Consider the following 19,262-nt stretch of genomic DNA (forward strand, 5'->3'; position numbering starts at 1 on the left):
GACTGGGATTCAATTCATGTTTTTTTATATAAGAATACCCTGCAACAGCAATCACAGGGTATTCTTTAAATAACAACCAAATCAATTATAACCTGGGTTTTGATTTAGGTTTGGGTTGGCGTCGATTGCAGGTTGCGGTATAGGAAAGATAGTCCTATGGTTACCATTAGGTCTATGAGTCAACCATGATTTGCTGGTAAACACACCAAACCTTATTAGGTCTTGCCTTCTATGGAACTCAGCTGCAAATTCGTAACCCAACTCATCCAGAAATCTTCCATACTGAACATCGTCACCACCTTCCAGGCTTACGATACTACCTGACTCATAATTTCCATATTGATACCTACTACCCTGCATTAATTCAGCACCAGTTACAACTGCGTCATCGGGATTTTCAAATGAACGCATCCTAACTTCAGTGACAATTTGAGCCGCTGCATCAGCATTTCCTGTTCTTAGCAAACTTTCAGCTTTGATCATTAATGCATCTGCATATCTGAAAAATGGAACATCATTGCTTAGAGGACCGACCGAACCAATTTCAATTTCATATTTTCCGACTCTGTACCCTTCATACTCTCTGGTTGCATCTACACTACCCATTGTATTTTGGTAGTCTAACTGCACTTCTCTCAAGGAAGGATCCATAGAGTTGAAAATTGGCTGACCGCTGAGTGAAAACTGAGGCCCTCTAATCCATATATCAAATCTGCTATCCCCTTCTTCATAAGTATCGATGAACTGAGGAATAGCTGCACTACCTCCCCATGGAGCAGTCCCAAGATTGTATGTAGCTGCACTTGCAGGGTGAAGTGTTTTCCAATGGTAGTGGAACCATCCTGCTCTGGTCTCATCAAAAATTACAGAGAAAATCTGCTCCCTGGAGGATTGGTTATTGGTGACAAAATTTGTATGATAATTAGGTTCAAGAATATACAGTCCCGAGTTGATGATGTCGTCTACCTGAGCTATTGCTTGCTGATATTTAGCTTCTCCAATATATACTTCCGCATTTAGGTAAATTTTTGCTAAAATCATCTTAGCAGCCCACTTGTTCATTTTTCCATAGACCTTCTCTTCAGGAATAATATCCATAATATCCAGTAGTTCTGCCTCAATGAAATCAAACACCTCTCTGCGGCTAGACTGTGACGGAAGCTCATCCGGAGTGAGCAGGTTTTCTTCCGTCACTATCGGTACATTTCCAAATGCATCCACCAATAAGTAATAGTAAAATGCTCTCAGCGCTCTAAGCTCACTGACCAATACGGGAATATTTTCACCTTCAATCGTTTGGTAATTCAGCAAAGCATTGTTCAGAATATTTAGAGAACCATAAGCCCTGTTCCATAATCCGGACGGATGGGATTGAAAAGCATTCCAGGTATGCATATGCATATTCCGATAAACACCTCCATCTATCCAACCATTTGGTCTAGCTGGTGTCACTATAGCATCTGAGCACTCTTCTACCAAGTCAAAATAACCATGCCATCCATAAAGCAAATCTGTAAGCCTTGTATATACAGGGGCGGTCAATGCTGCCAGAACCTCAGGGGAAGAACCTAAATCTTCCTCCACTAACACATTATATGGCCTTTCACTCAAATCCGTACATGCCATCGTTGACAAAAGAATTAAAGCGAGAATTTTATATGATTTTTTAATTATCTTTTTCATAGTTCTATATTTTTAGAATCGTATGTCCGTTCCTATTGTAAAAGTCCTAAGTGTAGGATACTTGTCACGTCCGTCATTACCGGGATCCAAGCCAGAACGGGGAACCTCTGGATCCAAACCTTGGTAATTGGTGATAACTGCCAGGTTGGAAGCTGCTATATATACTCTTGCACTTTGAAATGCCCTGCTATTGACCGTTGGAAAGGAATAGCCAATAGAAACGTTGTCAATTTTCCAGAAATCACCGTTTTCGATATAATGACTTACATAAGATTGAGGACTTCTAAGTATCTGACCATCAATAGGGTCAAATGCTGTGTTAAGTCTGTTGTAGACAATAGTAGGATTTTCATAAAACATCCTTTGAAAATTGAGAATCTGGTAATCGAAAGCCCCTCTCATCGTCAGGTTAAAGTCAAAGTTTCTATACCTCACATAATGGTTCCATGCAGCAAAAAATCTAGGTATTCCATTTCCCAAGATCTGTCTGTCATCAGGTGTGGCATCCAATATTGACTTCACTTCTCCATCTGGTGATTCTATCAACCAAGTACCATTGTTAGCAGGATTTGGGGCATCACTGAGCAAGCCTACACTTTTGTAGCCAAAGAAAGACCCTATTGGCTGTCCCTCCTCTATTTTGTGGGTACTCATTTGGATAGGATCACCAGTACCTCCTGCAAAGAAAAAGTCATTCTGTAACTGGAACTCTTCACTCGAAAGCCTGGTCAGCTCATTGGTATTGGTGCTAAAATTGATATTTGTCTTCCATTCGAAATCTTTCTTTGTGACCAAATCAAAGTTCAATGCGAGTTCAATGCCTGTATTTCTCATAGCTGCGGCATTGGCAAGAGTAGTACCGACAAGGTTTGGTGGAACTGGAACAGGATAATTGTAAACCAAATCTACAAGTGTCCTATCATAGTAATCTATGGTACCACTCATGAAATTTTTCCACAAACTGAATTCAAGGCCAAAATTATACTCAATATTGGTTTCCCAACCTAAATTTGGATTGGGGTTGGCTACAGGGTTCAATACACTCTGCCAGTTTTGCCCATCGAAATAAAACTGTGTCGGACTGTAAGAGTACCTGGTCAATGAAGCATATGGATTACTGGAAACAGAACCTGTTTCTCCATAGCCTGCCCTTAATTTTAAGAATGTAATTGTTGGATTATCCTTCAAAAACCCCTCATTACTGATCGTCCAACCAGCAGAAATTGCAGGAAACAATCCCCACTTTTGATTGGCTCCAAATACTGAAGATCCTTCATACCTTAAACTACCTAGGATATTGTATTTATCTTTAAATCCGTAACCAGCTCTTCCAAAAAATCCAATCAGTTTCGAGTCATTCAAAAAAGAGTTTGCCGAAGTTCCTGGCAGGCCCTCCCTAAGCGCACGGCCCTGCTGTATATTTCTGAAGCTGAATACATCCGATGGGAAATCAAAATTGCTGATGGACATGCCTGTATTGGTCCAATCAATGTAACTGTACCCAATCATCCCCATAATCCTATGGGCACCGAAAATCTTTTGGTAATCAGCAGTCAGGTCAAGAAAATTTTCAACTGTAAGAGAGTTACTTACATTTGCCACCCCATTTCTGTTGTCTCTTATGGTCGAAATATGGTTTCTATTCTGATAGTTACCAAAATCATTGATGGTCCTGTGTTGTGATCCTACTACTTTCAGTTCCAGCTCCTCTACAGGAAAATATGAAACCGATCCGGTCAACCACGTCCAATCATTCACATTTCTATAATCCTGCTCCTTGATCAGTGCCAAGGGATTCTCATATTGAAATTGCTCTGGTCTTTCCTGAAATCTCCCTTCATCATTAAATATCCTGTCGGTCGGATTTCTGATCAAAGCTTGTCTATAGGCCCAGCCTCCAAATCTTCCATCAATATTCTGAATGCCTTTTAATACATTTAAATTGACACGGACACGGTTGTCTGCAAAGAACTGTGTCAAATCTGTCCGGAATTTAAACTCCTCATTTCCAGAGCCTATGAAAGCACCTTGCTCATTTTGATAACTCATGTTGGCCACATACTTGGTCTGTTCGGTTCCGCCACGCACAGAAATATTATGAAAATGGTTCAATGGAGTATTCCTGCTGATCTCTCCAAACCAATCGGTCTCATAGCCAAGGTCATTGGAAGGATCTATCAGGCCTTGATCGATGTTGTTTCGAAGGTCACTGGCAGACATGAAATCCGCCGTCCTGACAAAGGTGGAGGTCGCCATAAAGCTGGAATATTCGACGGAAGGCCTGCCTACTTTTCCTTGCTTGGTGGTAATGAGAATAACACCATTTTTTCCCCTTGCTCCATAAATAGCAGAAGCAGACGCATCTTTTAAGACCTCAACAGACTCAATATCCATAGGAGAAATAACATTCAAACTCCCGGGATACCCATCGATCAAAACCAAAGGTGCAGATGACCCAAAAATTGAAGTAATCCCCCTAAGTGATATTTCAACACCTGCTGCCGGATCTCCGGAGGAAGAGCTTATGGCCAAACCTGCCACTTTTCCTCTTAAGAGTTCACCTGCATTTCTGACAGCACCTGTAATAAATTCCTCAGGTTTGACCTGGGCCACAGAGGAAGTAATATCACCCTTTCTCATGGTACCATAGCCAACTACTAAGACCTCATCCATCGATGTTAGGTCCGGCTCTAGCGTTACATTTATTGTACTGGAAGCTCCCACCACTACTTCCTGATTTTGATAACCGATGTAACTGAATACCAAGACTGCTCCTTGGTCCGGGACATCGAGTACATATTGCCCATCCAGATCTGTTGCCGTTCCTCTTGTGGAGCCCTTGATCAAAATACTCACACCAGGCATGGGAAGGTTGTCTTCAGATGATATCACAGTACCTCTGATAGTCCTTTCATAAGGAGTTTCAGCATCCATTTTGTCTCCAGACCTAATATTAAAGTCTGCTTCTGTGTCCGCCTTGAGCGGCAGGGTAAACCCAAGCCAAATCAAGGAAAGTATCACTATTTTGTGATACAGTTTAGTAAAGTTCTTCATAAGTAATTTAGTAAAGGTTAAGGTTATTTAATTTGGTTTATATCTCTGCTTCAGCTTTTTAACTCATCCAAAGCATCTATTAAATGTACCTAAAACACTTATTCACAAAAAGAACCTTATTGATGTAAAATAATACAATCTTGATTTATTTTAACATTTTTAAACATTTAAATAATTATTTAGTTTTTTAATTAAAAAAAATAAGGAACATGCACTGCATGTTCCTTATCCAAACAATTATTACCCTATAAAATTTTAATTAATATTTATCTCCAGATTTCTTGCACCTAAGTCAAGGTAATATCTAGAGTCACTTCCAGCAGTTATCCCAACAACACTGTATTCTTTCTGACCGAAATTTTTGATGCGCAATACAGCTCTAGGCGTAAACTTACTTTTAGGGCCAAGTGAAACTTTGACTTCACCGTTTTTCTGATTAAAAGACACTTTCTGAATCTCACCTGCATCAGTTTCTATCAACAAATCAGCTTGATTTATGAAAACAGCATTCTTCCCGGCTGTTGTAACTTCCAACTCCACCCAATCACCTTTTGAAGAAACGTTTCCACCAAAGCCCAACCATCCAAAAATTTTATCTTTCACTAAATATGCCCTGCTATTTATGGCGTACCCGAAGAAACCCGATCCATAGTCGCCTGAGATGCCATCGATATCCAAAGTTTGCGGATATGAATGGAAGGCTGCAGGAGCAAAGCCATCTTCTGTAATGTTGGAAATTCCGCCCAAAAGACCTCCGTAACCCACTCTCAGCTTATATAAATCCTCTGAAGCTTTATGATATCCTTCCAGCACAGGAATGGCATTCATAGCTGACCCATAATGATGAAGCTGTCTTTCAATTCTTTGAAGTTTGCCTCCGTAAAGAAAGTCCCAATATCTTCTTGCACTTCCATTGTAACCCCAATGAGGTACAGTAGGCATGTATGCCAACACAGCATTTAAGGTCACTTGAGCTTTTTGATCATATCCAAAGTAATCAGTCCAAATGTAAACTTCTTCCTGACCTGTAGAATCCCATGGCATTTCACTGCCAAATGGATATGCCAACTCCGCCCATACATCGGCTCTTTTCTTCATCACACTTTCCAGCTCATCGGCTAGCTCATCCATACCCTCTCTTTTCAAATCTTCCAAAATCCTAAGGAAAACTGTTCCTTCCATCTGTCCAAACTGCGCGTAATGAGGTGCTTGCTCTACCATGGCTATAGTGGTATGGAATGCATTTTCCAAATACCATGACCAAGGGTGGCTTTCTACAAGATTTTCGTGAAACCTGGCCAATCTATACATAACCCAATGAGCTGCCGCAACGTGTGGATAATTGAAAGACCTTACGGTAGATTCTGCTTCCTTTTTAGACCAAGCTGACCAAGTACTATAATTGACATCATCACTGTAAGTTCCTTCTGGCATTGAGTCCGGTTCATAATAGAACATACTCTTTCTCACACCATATTTCTTCTCACCTTCTGAATACTGAATACCACCCCAAAGCGTCTGATAGTAAAACTGTTTGATTTTAACCATTTCTTCTGGATCGGGATCAAGGTACTGCTTCATGACGGCTGAAAGCCAGGAACCTGCTCCTGCCTCGTCACTCAAACCTGCCACCCAGGCACGGCTGTCTTCCAATATTTTTTCTTTTTTCTCGTAATCATAAGATATCACGGACAAATGTCTTCCAAAAAGATCCTCTGGATTATCATACCATTGCTCAGTAGTAAGAAACTTGCCAAAATCAGCAATCACATCCTTTTCACCTTTTATTACCTTATAATTTATCGTTTGCTTTTCTCCATTTTCATATTCCAATGTCACCCTGGACCTTCCCCATTCTTTTCCAACTACCTCATATTCTACCCAATCTTTCAACGCTGTATTTTCAACCGCTTTTAAACTTAGGGAACCTTGAGGGTAGACTTCCGAAGACACCACATTTCTGTGTTTGCTGACAAACAACTTTGCATTGACGTCCTTTGGCACTACATAGCCTGGTATGCCTACAGCAACTGGTCTATTTTCTTCAATTAAAGTCTTTTCTATATCCCTTACCCCTTCTGACAAGACAAAAGCCAATGAAAACTCCTTTCTTTCTCCTGGCATTAGAACGGAAGAACTTGGCTCATTCCACTGTGAAACACCAGACCATTCTCCTTCGGCTTTAGCTTTGCTATGAATGACCCAATCGTGAAAACCTTCGAAAGTAATGTTTCTTGGTGTTTTATCATCCAATAATGGGCTATACGCTTCAAAACCGGCATTCTGATGGGGAAGAACAAGCAGAACCGGTGCGGCTCCACTGAGTCTGACCACCTGAAGGTATCCTGCATCCCTTCCGATGTATGGGTCATAAAAAACTTTTTCCAGATGGGCTTCTTCCAAATTCTTATGGTGCAGTATATTGTCAAAAATCATTGGAATACCTAAATAACCAACTTCTATCGGCTCTTTACCTAGGTTAATCAATTCAAAAGTCAGTACTAACTTTCCATCTACCGATTCCCACCTTCTTATTACATCAAGTGGAATATCTTTGTCCAGAGATGGATTGAGTTTTGAAGAAGCAAACACTTTCCCACTGGCAGGAAGCTTTTCCACTTCAGCCCTGTTTCTAGCCGAGGAATATTGTTTCCAACCTTCAGAATCCGATCTCCTAAGCATAAGATTAATGTCTCCAAGATGGTATAGACTATCTCTACTTCTTATCTCCATTACTTCAGAAGGCAAAAAATCAAAATCAGTTTCGTTCTTAGGTCTGAGTGAAGCTGCAAGCTGTGTAGATTCAACAATTTCAAAGTGAAAATTATCTGAAGAAAATTTATGTTTTTTTGATACGTCCATTTTCACTGGACTTTTCTCTATGTTTTCATATATACTTCTTCTTTGGCCATAACTATTTACACTAAGCAAAATGGTAAAACATAACAGCCAAAAAATTACATGCGGTTTCAAAGCAATTTTCATCATTATTATTTCATTTAAAGTATGAAGGTCGTCATTGGATTTTGAATTCATTCAACAATAACAAATGTATAAAAAACACTTATTGGAATTATTATAGCCTTTTGACGGACCTTAATACCATATTGACGAATAGTCAAAAAATTAACTCATTATTGATCAATTAATAATAAATTTTCAAAATAGGCCTATATTATTGATAATTCAGTGTTTGTCTGCATCCAGAGTAGCGGTTGTAAGTGCATTGAAAAACTCATCAAATATGAAAAATTCAAATCAAATCAGAATTTTATTAGCTGTAGAATGTATCCTTTTTGGATTCGACGGTAATGACTACAAGCTTCTTCTAATACAAAGAGATTTTGCCCCAGAAAGAGAAAAATGGAGCTTGATGGGAGGGTTTGTTCAGGACAATAAGTCTGCTGATGAAGCTGCAAATAGAATACTTCATCAATTAACCGGTCTACATGATGTATATCTTGAACAACTTAGGGCATATAGCAATCCTGGTAGAGATCCCATTGAACGAGTACTTGCCTTGGCATTTGTAGCTTTAATAGATAAAAATAAATATCAAAAACAAATCAACGATGACTTTCATGCACGTTGGTTTCCAATGAAAGAACTCCCCAAAATGATTTTTGATCATAAAAACAACTTGGATAAATTCTTAAACCTGGTATCAAAAACTGAACTCCAATTGGTTTAAGGCATACCAATTTTTGAATATACGTTTTTTTGCCAATTCCCCCGGAAAATTTGATATCTTGTCTACCGACCAATTTATTCCCTCATGGCATTTTATTCCAAACGTGATTTATATTTTCAGCTATTTGAAAACTTACAGGCTACATCTCTGATCAATAACCCCCTTTTTCAAGATCATAGCAAAGAAACTTTTGAATTGGTTTTAGATGCTGCGGATCAAATCGCCCATTCCAGCCTTTATCCCCTGCTCACAGAAATGGATAGAAATGAGCCCCAACTGGAGAATGGATCCATCAAAGTACATCCGGGTATGAAAAAGATCATTTCGCAATTTGGGAATGATGGCTGGATCAATGCTACTTTCCCTTTTGAAGAAGGAGGACAGCAACTTCCCAATATTATTCATCAGGCCGCAGGATTTATTTTCCAGGCAGCCAATTATTCTGCATCGGTGTTTCCATTTTTGACTACAGGTGCCGCTAAGCTCATCAGAAATTTCGGTGATGAGGAAATGAAAAAAACTTACCTCCCAAATATGCTAAATGGCACTTGGCAGGGCACTATGGCATTGACTGAACCTGATGCTGGAAGCTCACTTTCAGATTTAAATACAACAGCCTATCCTACTGATGATGAACAGGTTTTTTCTATCAAAGGACAAAAAATTTATATTTCTTGCGGTGATCATGATGCCTGTGAAAATATCATTCACCTGATGTTGGCGCGGATCCAAGGCGCACCTAAAGGAACCAAGGGAATTTCACTCTTTGTAGTACCTAGGCAAAGAACAGACACAGGGGAATCCAATGACGTACTCACTCAGGGAATCTACCACAAAATGGGGTATAAAGGTGCACCTATCGCCCATCTGATGATAGGCTCTAATGACGGGTGCTTAGGCTACTTGGTCGGAGAGGAAAATAAGGGGCTGCAGTACATGTTTCAAATGATGAATGAAGCCAGAGTCGGGGTGGGTATAAATGCCTGCGCCATTGGCACAGCTGCATATCATGCAGCTTTGGAATATGCTAAAGAGAGACCACAGGGCAGAAAAATCACGGACAAAAATCCTGAATTGCCCCAAGTTCCTATTATCGAACATGCAGACGTGAAGCGGATGCTCCTCTTCCAAAAATCAGTTTTGGAGGGATCCCTCTCACTGTTGTTATACTGCTGCTATCTTACAGATCTTATCCATTCAGGTCCAGAAGAGCAAAGAGAGGATCTTGAACTTTTGCTTGACCTACTTACGCCCATCGCCAAATCCTACCCTTCGGAAATAGCCTGCCTGACTACCTCTTCAGCCATACAAGTATTAGGAGGAGCGGGATATACTACTGATTTTCCTGTAGAACAATATTACAGGGAAGCACGAATCCACCCCATACATGAGGGCACAACAGGAATACATGGGATGGATCTTCTCGGAAGAAAGGTTCTGATAAAAGAAGGTAAGGCATTAAAAATTTTACTTTCTGAAATAAAAAAAGACTTGGATGCTGCCAAGCAAATGAAAGCGATGCAAGGCTTTGCCGGGCAACTGGAATCTTACCTGAAAACAGCTCAAAACACCTTTACACATTTACATAGGGAAGCCGGTAAAAACCCGGAATATTACCTTGCAGATGCTACTTTGTTTCTGGAATTGATGGGATTGATAGTGGTGGCTTGGCAGTGGTTAAAGCAAGCCAGTAATGCTCAGAAAGCCTTGGAGAATAAAGTTGGGAATGAAGAGTTCTACACTGGGAAAATTATGTGCATACGATTCTTTTACGAATATGAGCTTGTCAAAGTGAACTCATTATCAAAGAGGCTTATATCTACAGATAAAGTAACGGTGGAAATGAAAAATGAATGGTTTTAGAGAGAAGCTGATAAAGGTAAGCCCTTCACCACCTCTTTCAGGTTTTGGGCGGCGATGGTTTTATATCTTTCATTGCTGAAATCCAAATCAGGCAGCACCCCTACATGGTCAAAGCCAGCTCTGATAGCTTCATTTCCTGAGGTGATGAGAAAGCATTTTTTTCCTGATTTTTTCGCTAATTGAAGCAATTCATAACTTCCTTTTCCTCCTGCTGATTGAGAATCATATTTGCCCTCACCGGTGATAATGCAATCTGCCCAAGCTACTTTTTCTTCCATGCCTATATTTTCAAAAAACCATTTCGCTCCCATCTGTATTTCAAGTGGATAAAAATAGGACAAGCCAAATGCGATTCCTCCTGCCGCTCCAAATCCACTGCTGTCTTCTATTACTTTCCCTGATTTGGAAGCATAAAACTCCAGCAATCTGCCACAATCCTTTTCAAACTGGGCCGAATTTTTAGAATCAAGTCCTTTTTGAGGTCCAAAAACCGGAATGGCTCCATTGTCCCCAAAAAAGAAATTGTCTACATCACATAAACAGGTGAATTGCAGTTCCTGCTTTTGGATAGGTCTTTGGATATGCCTGACTTTATGAATGAAATCAGGCGAAAAAAAGGGGATTTGTCTTCCCTTTTGATCCAAAAAAACAAATCCAAGTGCACCCAGAATTCCGGTAGCCAAGTCTATAGATGCAGATCCCCCCAGCCCCAATACAATATGCTTGGCTCCCTTTTGAACAGCATTCAAGACCATCTCTCCTGTGCCGTATGTCTGCGCCAGATCAGCTTGTTTTTCAACTTCATGCAGGTCCTTGATTCCAGAAACCGTGGACACATCAAGGTAGGCAGTAGTATGGTTCTTGGTCAAAAAGTAATAGCCCTGCACAGGTTTTCCTATGGCATTGAGGGCATACATAAATTGAGGCTCCAAGCCTAAAGCACGCCCCAGAAGATAACAAGTCCCATCGCCTCCATCGGCAATGGGACATTGCATAATATTCAGATCAGGATACTTTTCCTCCAGTGCTCCGGCAATCAAAGCTGCCGCGTCTTCTGCTTCTATAGTTCCCTTGAAGGCATTTGGAGCAACAAGAATATTCATATTACTTGTTTTTCATTCTTTCGAAATAGTCTTTTGAGGCAGCTTTGACCTTAGGTGCCAGATAAATGGTAGAAATCATGGTCGGTATTGCCATTACCGCATACATGCCATCAATAAAGCTTACGACCACTTCCAGCGAAGCCACAGCACCGGCCACAATAGTTACTAAATAGAAATAATTGTAATAATCGGCTTTTTTGGATCCAAAAAGATAATTGAAGCATTTGTGACCATAATAGGAGTAGGTAAACATGGTCGACAATGCAAACACCAAAACTGCTACCATCAACAAATACTTACCAAGTCCAGGCAGTGCCATCTCAAAAGCAGACAAAGTCAATCTCACCCCATCATTTTCAGTGGATTCCCAAACTCCGGTAAGTAAGATCACCAAAGCAGTAAGCGTACATACCACTACTGTATCGATAAATGGACCCAACATGGCAATAAGCCCTTCTCTGACAGGCTCATTGTTTTTAGATGCTCCGTGCACCATAGGCGCCGTGCCTATTCCTGCCTCATTAGAAAACGCAGCTCTTCTTGCACCTATCACTATCACCGCACCAACAGCTCCACCCATGGCTGCCTCTCCTGTAAAGGCATCGCTAATGATCAACCATAGCATGTCTGGAACATTTTCTATATACTGGATCATGATAATAATCACGGTGATAAAATAAAGGGCCACCATAAATGGGACAAGTCTGGAAGCCACTAATGCAATTCTTTTGATTCCTCCCAAAATCACAACCGCTACAATCAACATCATGGAGATGCCAAGAATCCACTTGGTGAGATCACCTTGATCCAGTCCATTTGGCATGAGAAGAACTGATCTGAGCACTGCTGTTAGCTGATTGGCCTGAAATATCGCCAAAAGCCCCAACACACCTGCAACAGAAAACAAAACTGCCAAAGGCTTCCATTTTTTGCCCATGCCTTCTTCTATCACATACATAGGACCGCCCTGCACTTCTCCTGAATCATCCTTTCCTCTAAACATGATTGAAAGACTGCATGAAAAATACTTGGTAGCCATCCCTACAAAAGCAGACATCCACATCCAGAAAATCGCCCCGGGACCGCCCATATTGATGGCAATGGCCACTCCACTGATATTTCCCAGACCAACTGTGGCTGCGATGGCAGCGGATAAAGCCTGTCGTGAACTGATCTGTCCGGGAAGGTTCTGATCATCATATTTGCCGCGAACCAAGGAAATGGCATGTCCAAGCTTCATAAATGGAATAAATCCGGAATACACTAAAAGTATGAAACCTCCCCCCATCAATAAGACCAACATAGGGGTATCCCAAATCCAATTGCTAAAATTGACTATAAACTCTCCCATTCATTTTGTTTGATTAAACAACCATATTAAAGGCATTTTTCCGAAAAGACAAGCATGGATCATAAATATGCATCCATAAAGATCCTAGAGGTTTAATTTTTTATTGTAGTATAAAAAAATGGCCAAGCTCAAACGAGGCCGTTTTGATGAGAAACAAGAAAATAGAAGCGAGAGACGAGAAGTTATTTTATTGTACTAAGTCAAAGTACGTAGCATGGTATATGGCACAGTATTTAACCGGGAGCCACGAAAGGCTACGGAATGTCAAACTAAATCCGCCGTCCCTCTTGTAACTATTAACCCAATAACCATTAACTTAAAACAAATAACCAAATATCTCCCGACAGAGGCCTTCACTACCAATCCACTTTAGGAGACTTGTAGAAGTTAACGTTATCTCTGGTCCAGCGCTGACCATGGAACTTCAAACGGGATTTGAAGCTATCCCAGTCCCTTCTGTCCTGAGGTGACCATGCTACTTCTGCAATGGCTGCCAATCGTGGAAAAGTCAGGTATTCTATTTCAGAGCGATTGGTAACTGTTTCTGTCCATAAAGGTGCCTCTACCCCAATGATGTGCTCACGCTTGATCTGCTCGTCCAGCGTAGTGGGGTCCCAATTGTAGGCATCGTCCAGTTCAATATAAGCCGCCCAATTTAAACCTATATGAGTAGTAGAATCATACTTCATGTCAAGGTAAGCTTTTGTAGCTGGGGAAATGAGCACTTTTGCTCCCTGTTCTATGGCCATTACCGCATTTTCGGCTTTGGCCCAGTACTGGGCAACAGAAGTAGGTAAAAGTTTTGCGTGCGCCACTTCATCCCAACCTAAGGTTTTTTTACCATATTTGGTCACGATATCCTGTGCCTTTTCGATGAAAGGAATATAATCTTCCATCTCCGTCACATGCGACTCATCACCGCCAATATGAAAATAAGGCCCAGGAGTAATTTCTGAAATTTCCCTTATGACATCTTCAATAAATTGATAAGTCACGGGCTTATTGGTATCCAAAGTACTGAAGCCTACCTCTCTTCCAGTATATAAAGGAGTAGGCTGTCCTGCTACCCCCATTTGGGTTCTTTCTGTAGGCACAGCCCCTTCTTCAGGTACTTTTATTCCCGGATTCAGTTCTCCATAGGATGCCAAAGCTGAATTGGTATGGCCTGGCATGTCGATTTCAGGAACTATGGTCATGTGTCTTTCAGAAGCATATCGAACGATTTCTTTGTAATCTTCTTGGGTGTAAAACCCTCCCTTGCCCCCACCCACTTCAGTGCTTCCACCGATTTCAGTAAGCAATGGCCAGGATTTTATCTCTATCCTCCAACCCTGATCATCTGACAGGTGAAGATGAAGGTGATTGATTTTATAAGTACTGATAAGATCAATAAGGTGCTTGACCTCATTGACCGAAAAGAAATGTCTGGCCACATCAAGCATCATTCCTCTATATGCATATTCTGGATAATCTTCAATTTCTCCTGCTGAAATAAAAAATTGAGGATTTGGCCCTGAAACATTATCTGATGGAACAGGTACAAGCTGGCAAAAAGTCTGTATTCCCCAAAAAACAGCAGCCTCAGAATTTCCGGTAATTTTAACCTTCCCCTTATCAATTTTGATCAAATAGCCTTCTTCATTTGCAGAAGCATTAGGGTCTATTGAAAGTTGAATAACATTTTCAGACGCACCATCCTCAATATTCACTTCCAAACCCGTCAAGGATTTCAGTCTCTGCTTTAAAGCTTGGGCCTCATTTTGCAATCCTGACTCATAGGAAATCTTCGAATCCGATTTCAATGCAAAACCACCTTCAGCAGAGGTAATGGAAACTGGAATAGGAATAACTGAGGACTGGCTCAATTTGGCAGGCCTTTCAGTATCACAGGCAATAAACATAAAACATAAAGCAGCCCAAATAAAGGACTGAAAGGTCATTTTGAAGCTCATAATGATTGGGATTTTGGAGAAATAACTGGATCAAACTTAAATAATTTTTTCATTAAAGTATTTACCTTTTATCTAAAACTTATAAAAACTATCGTATATTTCCACTCATCATGTCAATGATCCATTTTTACCAAAGAAATGGATTTGGCACAAATAGGAAAGTTTTTTTGATAAATTAGAAAGTTGAAAGATATCCAAAATAGCAAATAATTTAAATTAAAGAATGAAAAAAGAAGCGTTGCCAAAAAGCTCAGGTTCAAGGAGAAACTTTATCAAGGCATCTGCCACAGCATTGGCGGGATTTTATTTTGTACCAAGGCATGTATTGGGTGGGCCTGGATTTGTAGCCCCTTCGGATAGACTGAGGGTAGCTGGTATCGGTGTAGGTGGCATGGGAGGAAATGATGTCAGGGGTGTTTATGCCAGTGGCAAGGCTGATTTTGTCGCCTTATGTGACGTCGACGATACCAGAGCCAAGCAAAGTGTGGAAGCCCATCCACGTGCCAAATATTACAGGGACTACAGGGAGATGTTAGACAAGGAAGGTAACAATATTGACGCCGTAACCGTGTCTTCCCCTGATCACATGCACGCTGTTCAGGCCATGATGGCCATGAAAATGGGAAAGCATGTTTACGTTCAAAAACCGCTTTCTCATGACATTTACGAAGCCAGAGTCCTAACAGAAGCAGCTGACCAATACAAAGTGGTCACCCAAATGGGCAATCAGGGATCTTCCGGTGAAGGAGTGAGGAAAATGGTGGAATGGTACAATGCTGGTCTTATTGGAGAAGCTACCAGAGTATATTGCTGGACGGACAGGCCGGTTTGGCCACAGGGCATTCCTTGGCCTGAGGCCACAGCTACTCCACCTTCCGACTTGGATTGGGATCTATGGCTAGGTACAGCTCCTTACAAAGATTATGTCCCTAACCTTATCCCTTTCAATTGGAGAGGTTGGTGGGATTATGGCACAGGGGCTTTAGGTGATATGGCCTGCCATATCATGGAGCCACCTTTTAGAGTTTTGGGACTTGGGTATCCCGAATCGGCAGAATGCAGTGTAGGCTCAGTATACGTAGGTGAGTTTCAAAGGGGCTATTTCCCTGAAAGTTGTCCTCCTTCTTCTCATATTACACTGAGGTTCAAAAGAGATGGAAAAGAAGACCTTCAGTTCCATTGGATGGATGGTGGAATACAGCCGGCACGGCCCGAAGAGCTTGGACCTAATGAAGTAATGGGAGATGGTGGAAATGGAGTCATCATAGAAGGTACAAAAGGAAAAATGATGTGCGGTACTTATGGCCGTGATCCAAAATTACTACCAACTGCCTTGACCAATGACATCAATGTACCTGAAACAGAGTATAGAGTTCCAGGCGGAGACCGCGGTCATTACAATAATTGGGTGGAAGCGTGTATCGCAGGCTATGGAAGTGATGAATACAATAAATTGAGCTCTCCTTTCTCTGTGGCAGGACCACTTACCGAATCCGTACTAATGGGTAATCTGGCTATCAGAAGCTATGATTATCGTATACCCCAAGACGGTAACCCCAACAGATTCGATTACCCGGGAAGGGGAATCAAACTGGTTTGGGATGGCCCAAATATGAAAATAACGAATTTCGAACCTGCCAATCAATTTGTAAAAAGGGAATACAGGGAAGGTTACAGCCTTTGATAAGAGCGAAATTGAAAAATAAATGAAAAAACCAATACTTTGAAAATTCAATAATCCTGACTTTCAAAGCTGACAAAAACAAAAAATCCCGCTAAACTTAGTTTGAGCGGGATTTTTTTACTGTGGATCAAAACCAAGACCAGCGGCATTCAGCATTTTGGCATAGGCCGTTTTTCTTTTGGCAGCAAGGTCATTGAGTGTCTGCTGAGCTTGAAAAAGACTAACCTCGCGTGCGTTGACCAGGAAGAGGGAACTTTCGCCTATTTCAAACCTCATCATTTCGCCATCCAACAACCTTTGTAAGCCGGTGACATTGTTGGTGAAAGTCACCAGCTGCTGTTCTACAGTTTCAAAATTGAAAATTTCATTTTCCAGTTTGTTCCTTAACTGTACAAATTTTAAGTCTCTTTGGTAATTTTTGTAATCCAATCGTGCTTTGGTGAAACCCAAATTCCCTCTTTCTCTTCTCAGAAATAAGGGAGTCGCAATGGTCAATCCCCATTTATAGTCATTGACAAAAAATGATGATGTCTCAGGAAGTTCATTGATAGATGTGGTCAAAAAGTTATAATCAACTTTTAAGACCGGCTTGAGCATTTCCGCTCTGAACCTCCTCTCTACCTCTAAAGTTGCAATGTCAAAATCCGTGAGTTGCAACTCCGGGTGACTTGCGACATATTCCCTGAGCGATGAGACGTTGTAATCAAAGACAACAGGGTCCAGAACATTTTCGGGAAACACTCCAGCTGCCAGCTCAGCCGGATCTTCATTGGCATCCCAAAGAAAAGTGTTTACCATCTGAGTGGATTGGAAAAAATTGATCTCCGCTTGTTGAAACCTATATTGCCTGTCCATTACCTGGGTATATGCTTCAACGGTATCAATGGCAGGGAAGTCTCCCTGGATAAAGCTCTCACGTACCATTTCAAAGCGCATTTCAGCAAGACGTAAGCCTTCCCTTAACACTTCTAGGTTATTGTAATCCGCTGCCCATTGCCAATAAATATCCGTTGCATCCAAATACAGGTCGTTGAGGATCAGTTCTCTTTCTGCACGGGTAGCATCACGATAAATCTGTGCTTGCCTAAGTGCCGCTCTTCTTCTGTCTATGAAAAGTCCCTGACCTATGTTAACGGATGCTCCCAATGCCAACAAGCCACTTTCAGGCGTTCTATACTCAGGGTTTAGAAAAACACCTCTATTTTGTTCCCCTATCGCCTTAAGTTCTACGCCTCCCCAGGTAGGAACCGTAACGCCTGCTGTCCGCCTATCATAATAATCCGTATCCCTAAATCTTTTGGCATTGATGTCCATGAAAGCAACTGGGTCAAATCCTCCACGGGCAGCAAGCAACTCTTGGTCACCAAACCTTAAGGTGACATCTGCCTGCCTGGCCACAGGGTGGTATTCCCTTACCCAGATCATGTATTCCTGATAGGTCAACATTTCTTGGGCTTGGGCAGTAAAAATCAGTCCGAATGCTACAATTAATAATTTCAGCCGCATGTTTAAAGTTTATGCATTACTTTTTTCGATTTTCTGTCTTTTGTCTGGCAGTATAATAATCAGGTGGGAACCCGTTGAGCTGTCGCCAGATTTCATACCAAAGCGGCACATCATTGAGTAAAGCTATCCCATCAGCTCCCGAACCTATTCTAAGGGCTTCAGGCCAAGGTTTATCTTCCGGATCTTCCACTACCAGCATCCTATACCTCCCATCAGGTCCGGCAAAATTATCTATGGCATGAACCACTCCACCAAAGGTACCATTGGTAATCTGGGGCCAACCTGAGAAGACGATGGCAGGCCAACCATCAAAAATAAATCTTACTCTATTTCCCACTCTCATCAAAGGAAAGTCTACTGGAGATATAAACATCTCAACTGCCAACTGGGCATTTGCGGGCAAAATACTGATGATCTCTGCTCCTTCTTTGATCGTTTCCCCTATACCCACCTGTATGGCTCTTGTAATATACCCTTCCTGAGGTGCTAAAATATATCGGAATCCTGTTCTGACTTCATAATTGGAAAACTGATTCTCCAGTTTAGTAGCTGTAGCTTCTGCATCATACCGTGAAGAAAGTGCCTCATACATATCAGCAGATGATTTGGCCATTCTGTCCCTGAAGTCATTGTCTATGGCATTCAACTCGATTGTGGCAGCAATTCTTGCATTCTGACTCTTTAGAAGGTCATTTTCAGCGGCAATCAGACTGGCCTGAACCTCCTGAAACCTCAATTCCCTTTGTTCGAAGTCAGTCAATGACCTCAACCCTTCTTCGTACAACCTTCTCGCCCGACGCAGCTGATCCTCTCCGATTTTGAAATTTACTTTTGATTGTTCGAAACGGATACTATCTGAAGTAACCTGAAGTTCGGCCATCCTCAATCTGTTTTCCGCTTGTTCTCTTCTTAGGACATTGTTTTCCTTCAGGGCATTGATCTGAATTTCCAGAGATTTGACTTTTTCGGAGTAGGAAAGTGCTGACAGATTTTTGGCATCCACCTGCAACCTTGTCCTTTCCAATAGTTGTGGATCAAAGTAATCATCTTTGATCTCCGAAATCCTCAGTACTGTATCCCCTTTTTGTACGTAGTCACCTTCTGCTACATACCAGTTTTCAATTCTACCCGCAATGATGGAATGTACTGTCTGAGGCCTTTGGTCAGGTCTCAAAGCTGTAACAAAACCTCCTGAGCGCACATTTTGTGTCCATGGAAGAAACAAAAACAAAAATGCTCCCACGAGTAACCAAACCAGAATCCTGATTCTTTTTTTAGCCTCATCTTGGGGAAAGGACATGTTTATACTTTTGTACTTACTGAAAGTAACCTTCTCCCCAATCTTATTTTGTGAAATATCAATCATACGCTATTG

The 19,262-nt window shown here is 41.3% G+C and carries 11 protein-coding genes; 3 read left to right on the plus strand and 8 right to left on the minus strand.

What is annotated here, in order from left to right; translation table 11 throughout:
- Window positions 1-81 precede the first annotated feature (81 nt).
- From EGN73_RS10345 to EGN73_RS10355, 3 genes are all read right to left on the minus strand, one after another.
- On the minus strand, window positions 82-1,683 hold the full coding sequence (locus EGN73_RS10345; RefSeq protein WP_219289151.1) for a RagB/SusD family nutrient uptake outer membrane protein: 1,602 nt from the start codon (window positions 1,681-1,683) through the stop codon (window positions 82-84).
- Between the two features lie 12 nt (window positions 1,684-1,695).
- Window positions 1,696-4,737, minus strand: a complete 3,042-nt coding sequence (locus tag EGN73_RS10350; RefSeq protein ID WP_219289153.1) for a SusC/RagA family TonB-linked outer membrane protein — start codon at window positions 4,735-4,737, stop codon at window positions 1,696-1,698.
- A gap of 255 nt (window positions 4,738-4,992) precedes the next feature.
- Window positions 4,993-7,599, minus strand: coding sequence for a DUF5695 domain-containing protein (locus tag EGN73_RS10355; protein WP_219289155.1), 2,607 nt, complete (start codon window positions 7,597-7,599; stop codon window positions 4,993-4,995).
- 382 nt (window positions 7,600-7,981) lie between these two features.
- Between EGN73_RS10355 and EGN73_RS10360 the strand changes: the two genes are divergently transcribed.
- Complete coding sequence (locus tag EGN73_RS10360; protein ID WP_219289157.1) at window positions 7,982-8,428, plus strand: NUDIX domain-containing protein; 447 nt, start codon at window positions 7,982-7,984, stop codon at window positions 8,426-8,428.
- Between the two features lie 84 nt (window positions 8,429-8,512).
- Window positions 8,513-10,291, plus strand: coding sequence for an acyl-CoA dehydrogenase family protein (locus tag EGN73_RS10365; RefSeq protein ID WP_219289159.1), 1,779 nt, complete (start codon window positions 8,513-8,515; stop codon window positions 10,289-10,291).
- Here the strand turns inward: EGN73_RS10365 and EGN73_RS10370 are convergent.
- The 3 genes from EGN73_RS10370 to EGN73_RS10380 all read right to left on the minus strand — a co-directional run bounded on the left by EGN73_RS10370 (window position 10,288) and on the right by EGN73_RS10380 (window position 14,697).
- Window positions 10,288-11,394, minus strand: coding sequence for a glycerate kinase family protein (locus tag EGN73_RS10370; RefSeq protein WP_219289161.1), 1,107 nt, complete (start codon window positions 11,392-11,394; stop codon window positions 10,288-10,290). The two genes, EGN73_RS10365 and EGN73_RS10370, sit on opposite strands and share 4 nt — an antisense overlap.
- Before the next feature lies 1 nt (window position 11,395).
- Window positions 11,396-12,745, minus strand: a complete 1,350-nt coding sequence (locus EGN73_RS10375) for an alanine/glycine:cation symporter family protein (RefSeq protein ID WP_219289163.1) — start codon at window positions 12,743-12,745, stop codon at window positions 11,396-11,398.
- Between the two features lie 356 nt (window positions 12,746-13,101).
- Entirely contained in the window at window positions 13,102-14,697 is a 1,596-nt protein-coding gene (locus EGN73_RS10380) for a beta-N-acetylhexosaminidase (protein WP_246611540.1), read from the minus strand.
- A 223-nt stretch (window positions 14,698-14,920) separates the two neighbouring features.
- Here EGN73_RS10380 and EGN73_RS10385 point away from each other — a divergent pair, with 223 nt between their 5' ends.
- Window positions 14,921-16,381: a Gfo/Idh/MocA family protein gene (locus EGN73_RS10385; protein ID WP_219289166.1), complete on the plus strand. Its 1,461-nt coding sequence runs from the start codon at window positions 14,921-14,923 to the stop codon at window positions 16,379-16,381.
- A gap of 117 nt (window positions 16,382-16,498) precedes the next feature.
- Here EGN73_RS10385 and EGN73_RS10390 read toward each other — a convergent pair whose 3' ends face one another.
- A complete protein-coding gene (locus EGN73_RS10390; RefSeq protein WP_219289169.1) occupies window positions 16,499-17,887 on the minus strand; it encodes a TolC family protein in 1,389 nt (462 codons plus the stop codon).
- Between the two features lie 16 nt (window positions 17,888-17,903).
- Window positions 17,904-19,253 (minus strand): HlyD family secretion protein, encoded by a 1,350-nt coding sequence (locus tag EGN73_RS10395; protein WP_219289173.1) that lies wholly within the window; start codon window positions 19,251-19,253, stop codon window positions 17,904-17,906.
- Window positions 19,254-19,262 lie beyond the last annotated feature (9 nt).

Origin of the sequence: Arthrospiribacter ruber (assembly GCF_019343195.1) — a bacterium.
Taxonomy (GTDB): domain Bacteria; phylum Bacteroidota; class Bacteroidia; order Cytophagales; family Cyclobacteriaceae; genus Arthrospiribacter; species Arthrospiribacter ruber.

Excerpts from the sequence above, each read along its gene's own strand:
- EGN73_RS10345 (WP_219289151.1), bottom strand. The coding sequence starts at position 1,683 with ATGAAAAAGATAATTAAAAAATCATATAAAATTCTCGCTTTAATTCTT.
- EGN73_RS10350 (WP_219289153.1), bottom strand. The coding sequence starts at position 4,737 with ATGAAGAACTTTACTAAACTGTATCACAAAATAGTGATACTTTCCTTG.
- EGN73_RS10355 (WP_219289155.1), bottom strand. The coding sequence starts at position 7,599 with ATGGACGTATCAAAAAAACATAAATTTTCTTCAGATAATTTTCACTTT.
- EGN73_RS10360 (WP_219289157.1), top strand. The coding sequence starts at position 7,982 with ATGAAAAATTCAAATCAAATCAGAATTTTATTAGCTGTAGAATGTATC.
- EGN73_RS10365 (WP_219289159.1), top strand. The coding sequence starts at position 8,513 with ATGGCATTTTATTCCAAACGTGATTTATATTTTCAGCTATTTGAAAAC.
- EGN73_RS10370 (WP_219289161.1), bottom strand. The coding sequence starts at position 11,394 with ATGAATATTCTTGTTGCTCCAAATGCCTTCAAGGGAACTATAGAAGCA.
- EGN73_RS10375 (WP_219289163.1), bottom strand. The coding sequence starts at position 12,745 with ATGGGAGAGTTTATAGTCAATTTTAGCAATTGGATTTGGGATACCCCT.
- EGN73_RS10380 (WP_246611540.1), bottom strand. The coding sequence starts at position 14,697 with ATGAGCTTCAAAATGACCTTTCAGTCCTTTATTTGGGCTGCTTTATGT.
- EGN73_RS10385 (WP_219289166.1), top strand. The coding sequence starts at position 14,921 with ATGAAAAAAGAAGCGTTGCCAAAAAGCTCAGGTTCAAGGAGAAACTTT.
- EGN73_RS10390 (WP_219289169.1), bottom strand. The coding sequence starts at position 17,887 with ATGCGGCTGAAATTATTAATTGTAGCATTCGGACTGATTTTTACTGCC.
- EGN73_RS10395 (WP_219289173.1), bottom strand. The coding sequence starts at position 19,253 with ATGATTGATATTTCACAAAATAAGATTGGGGAGAAGGTTACTTTCAGT.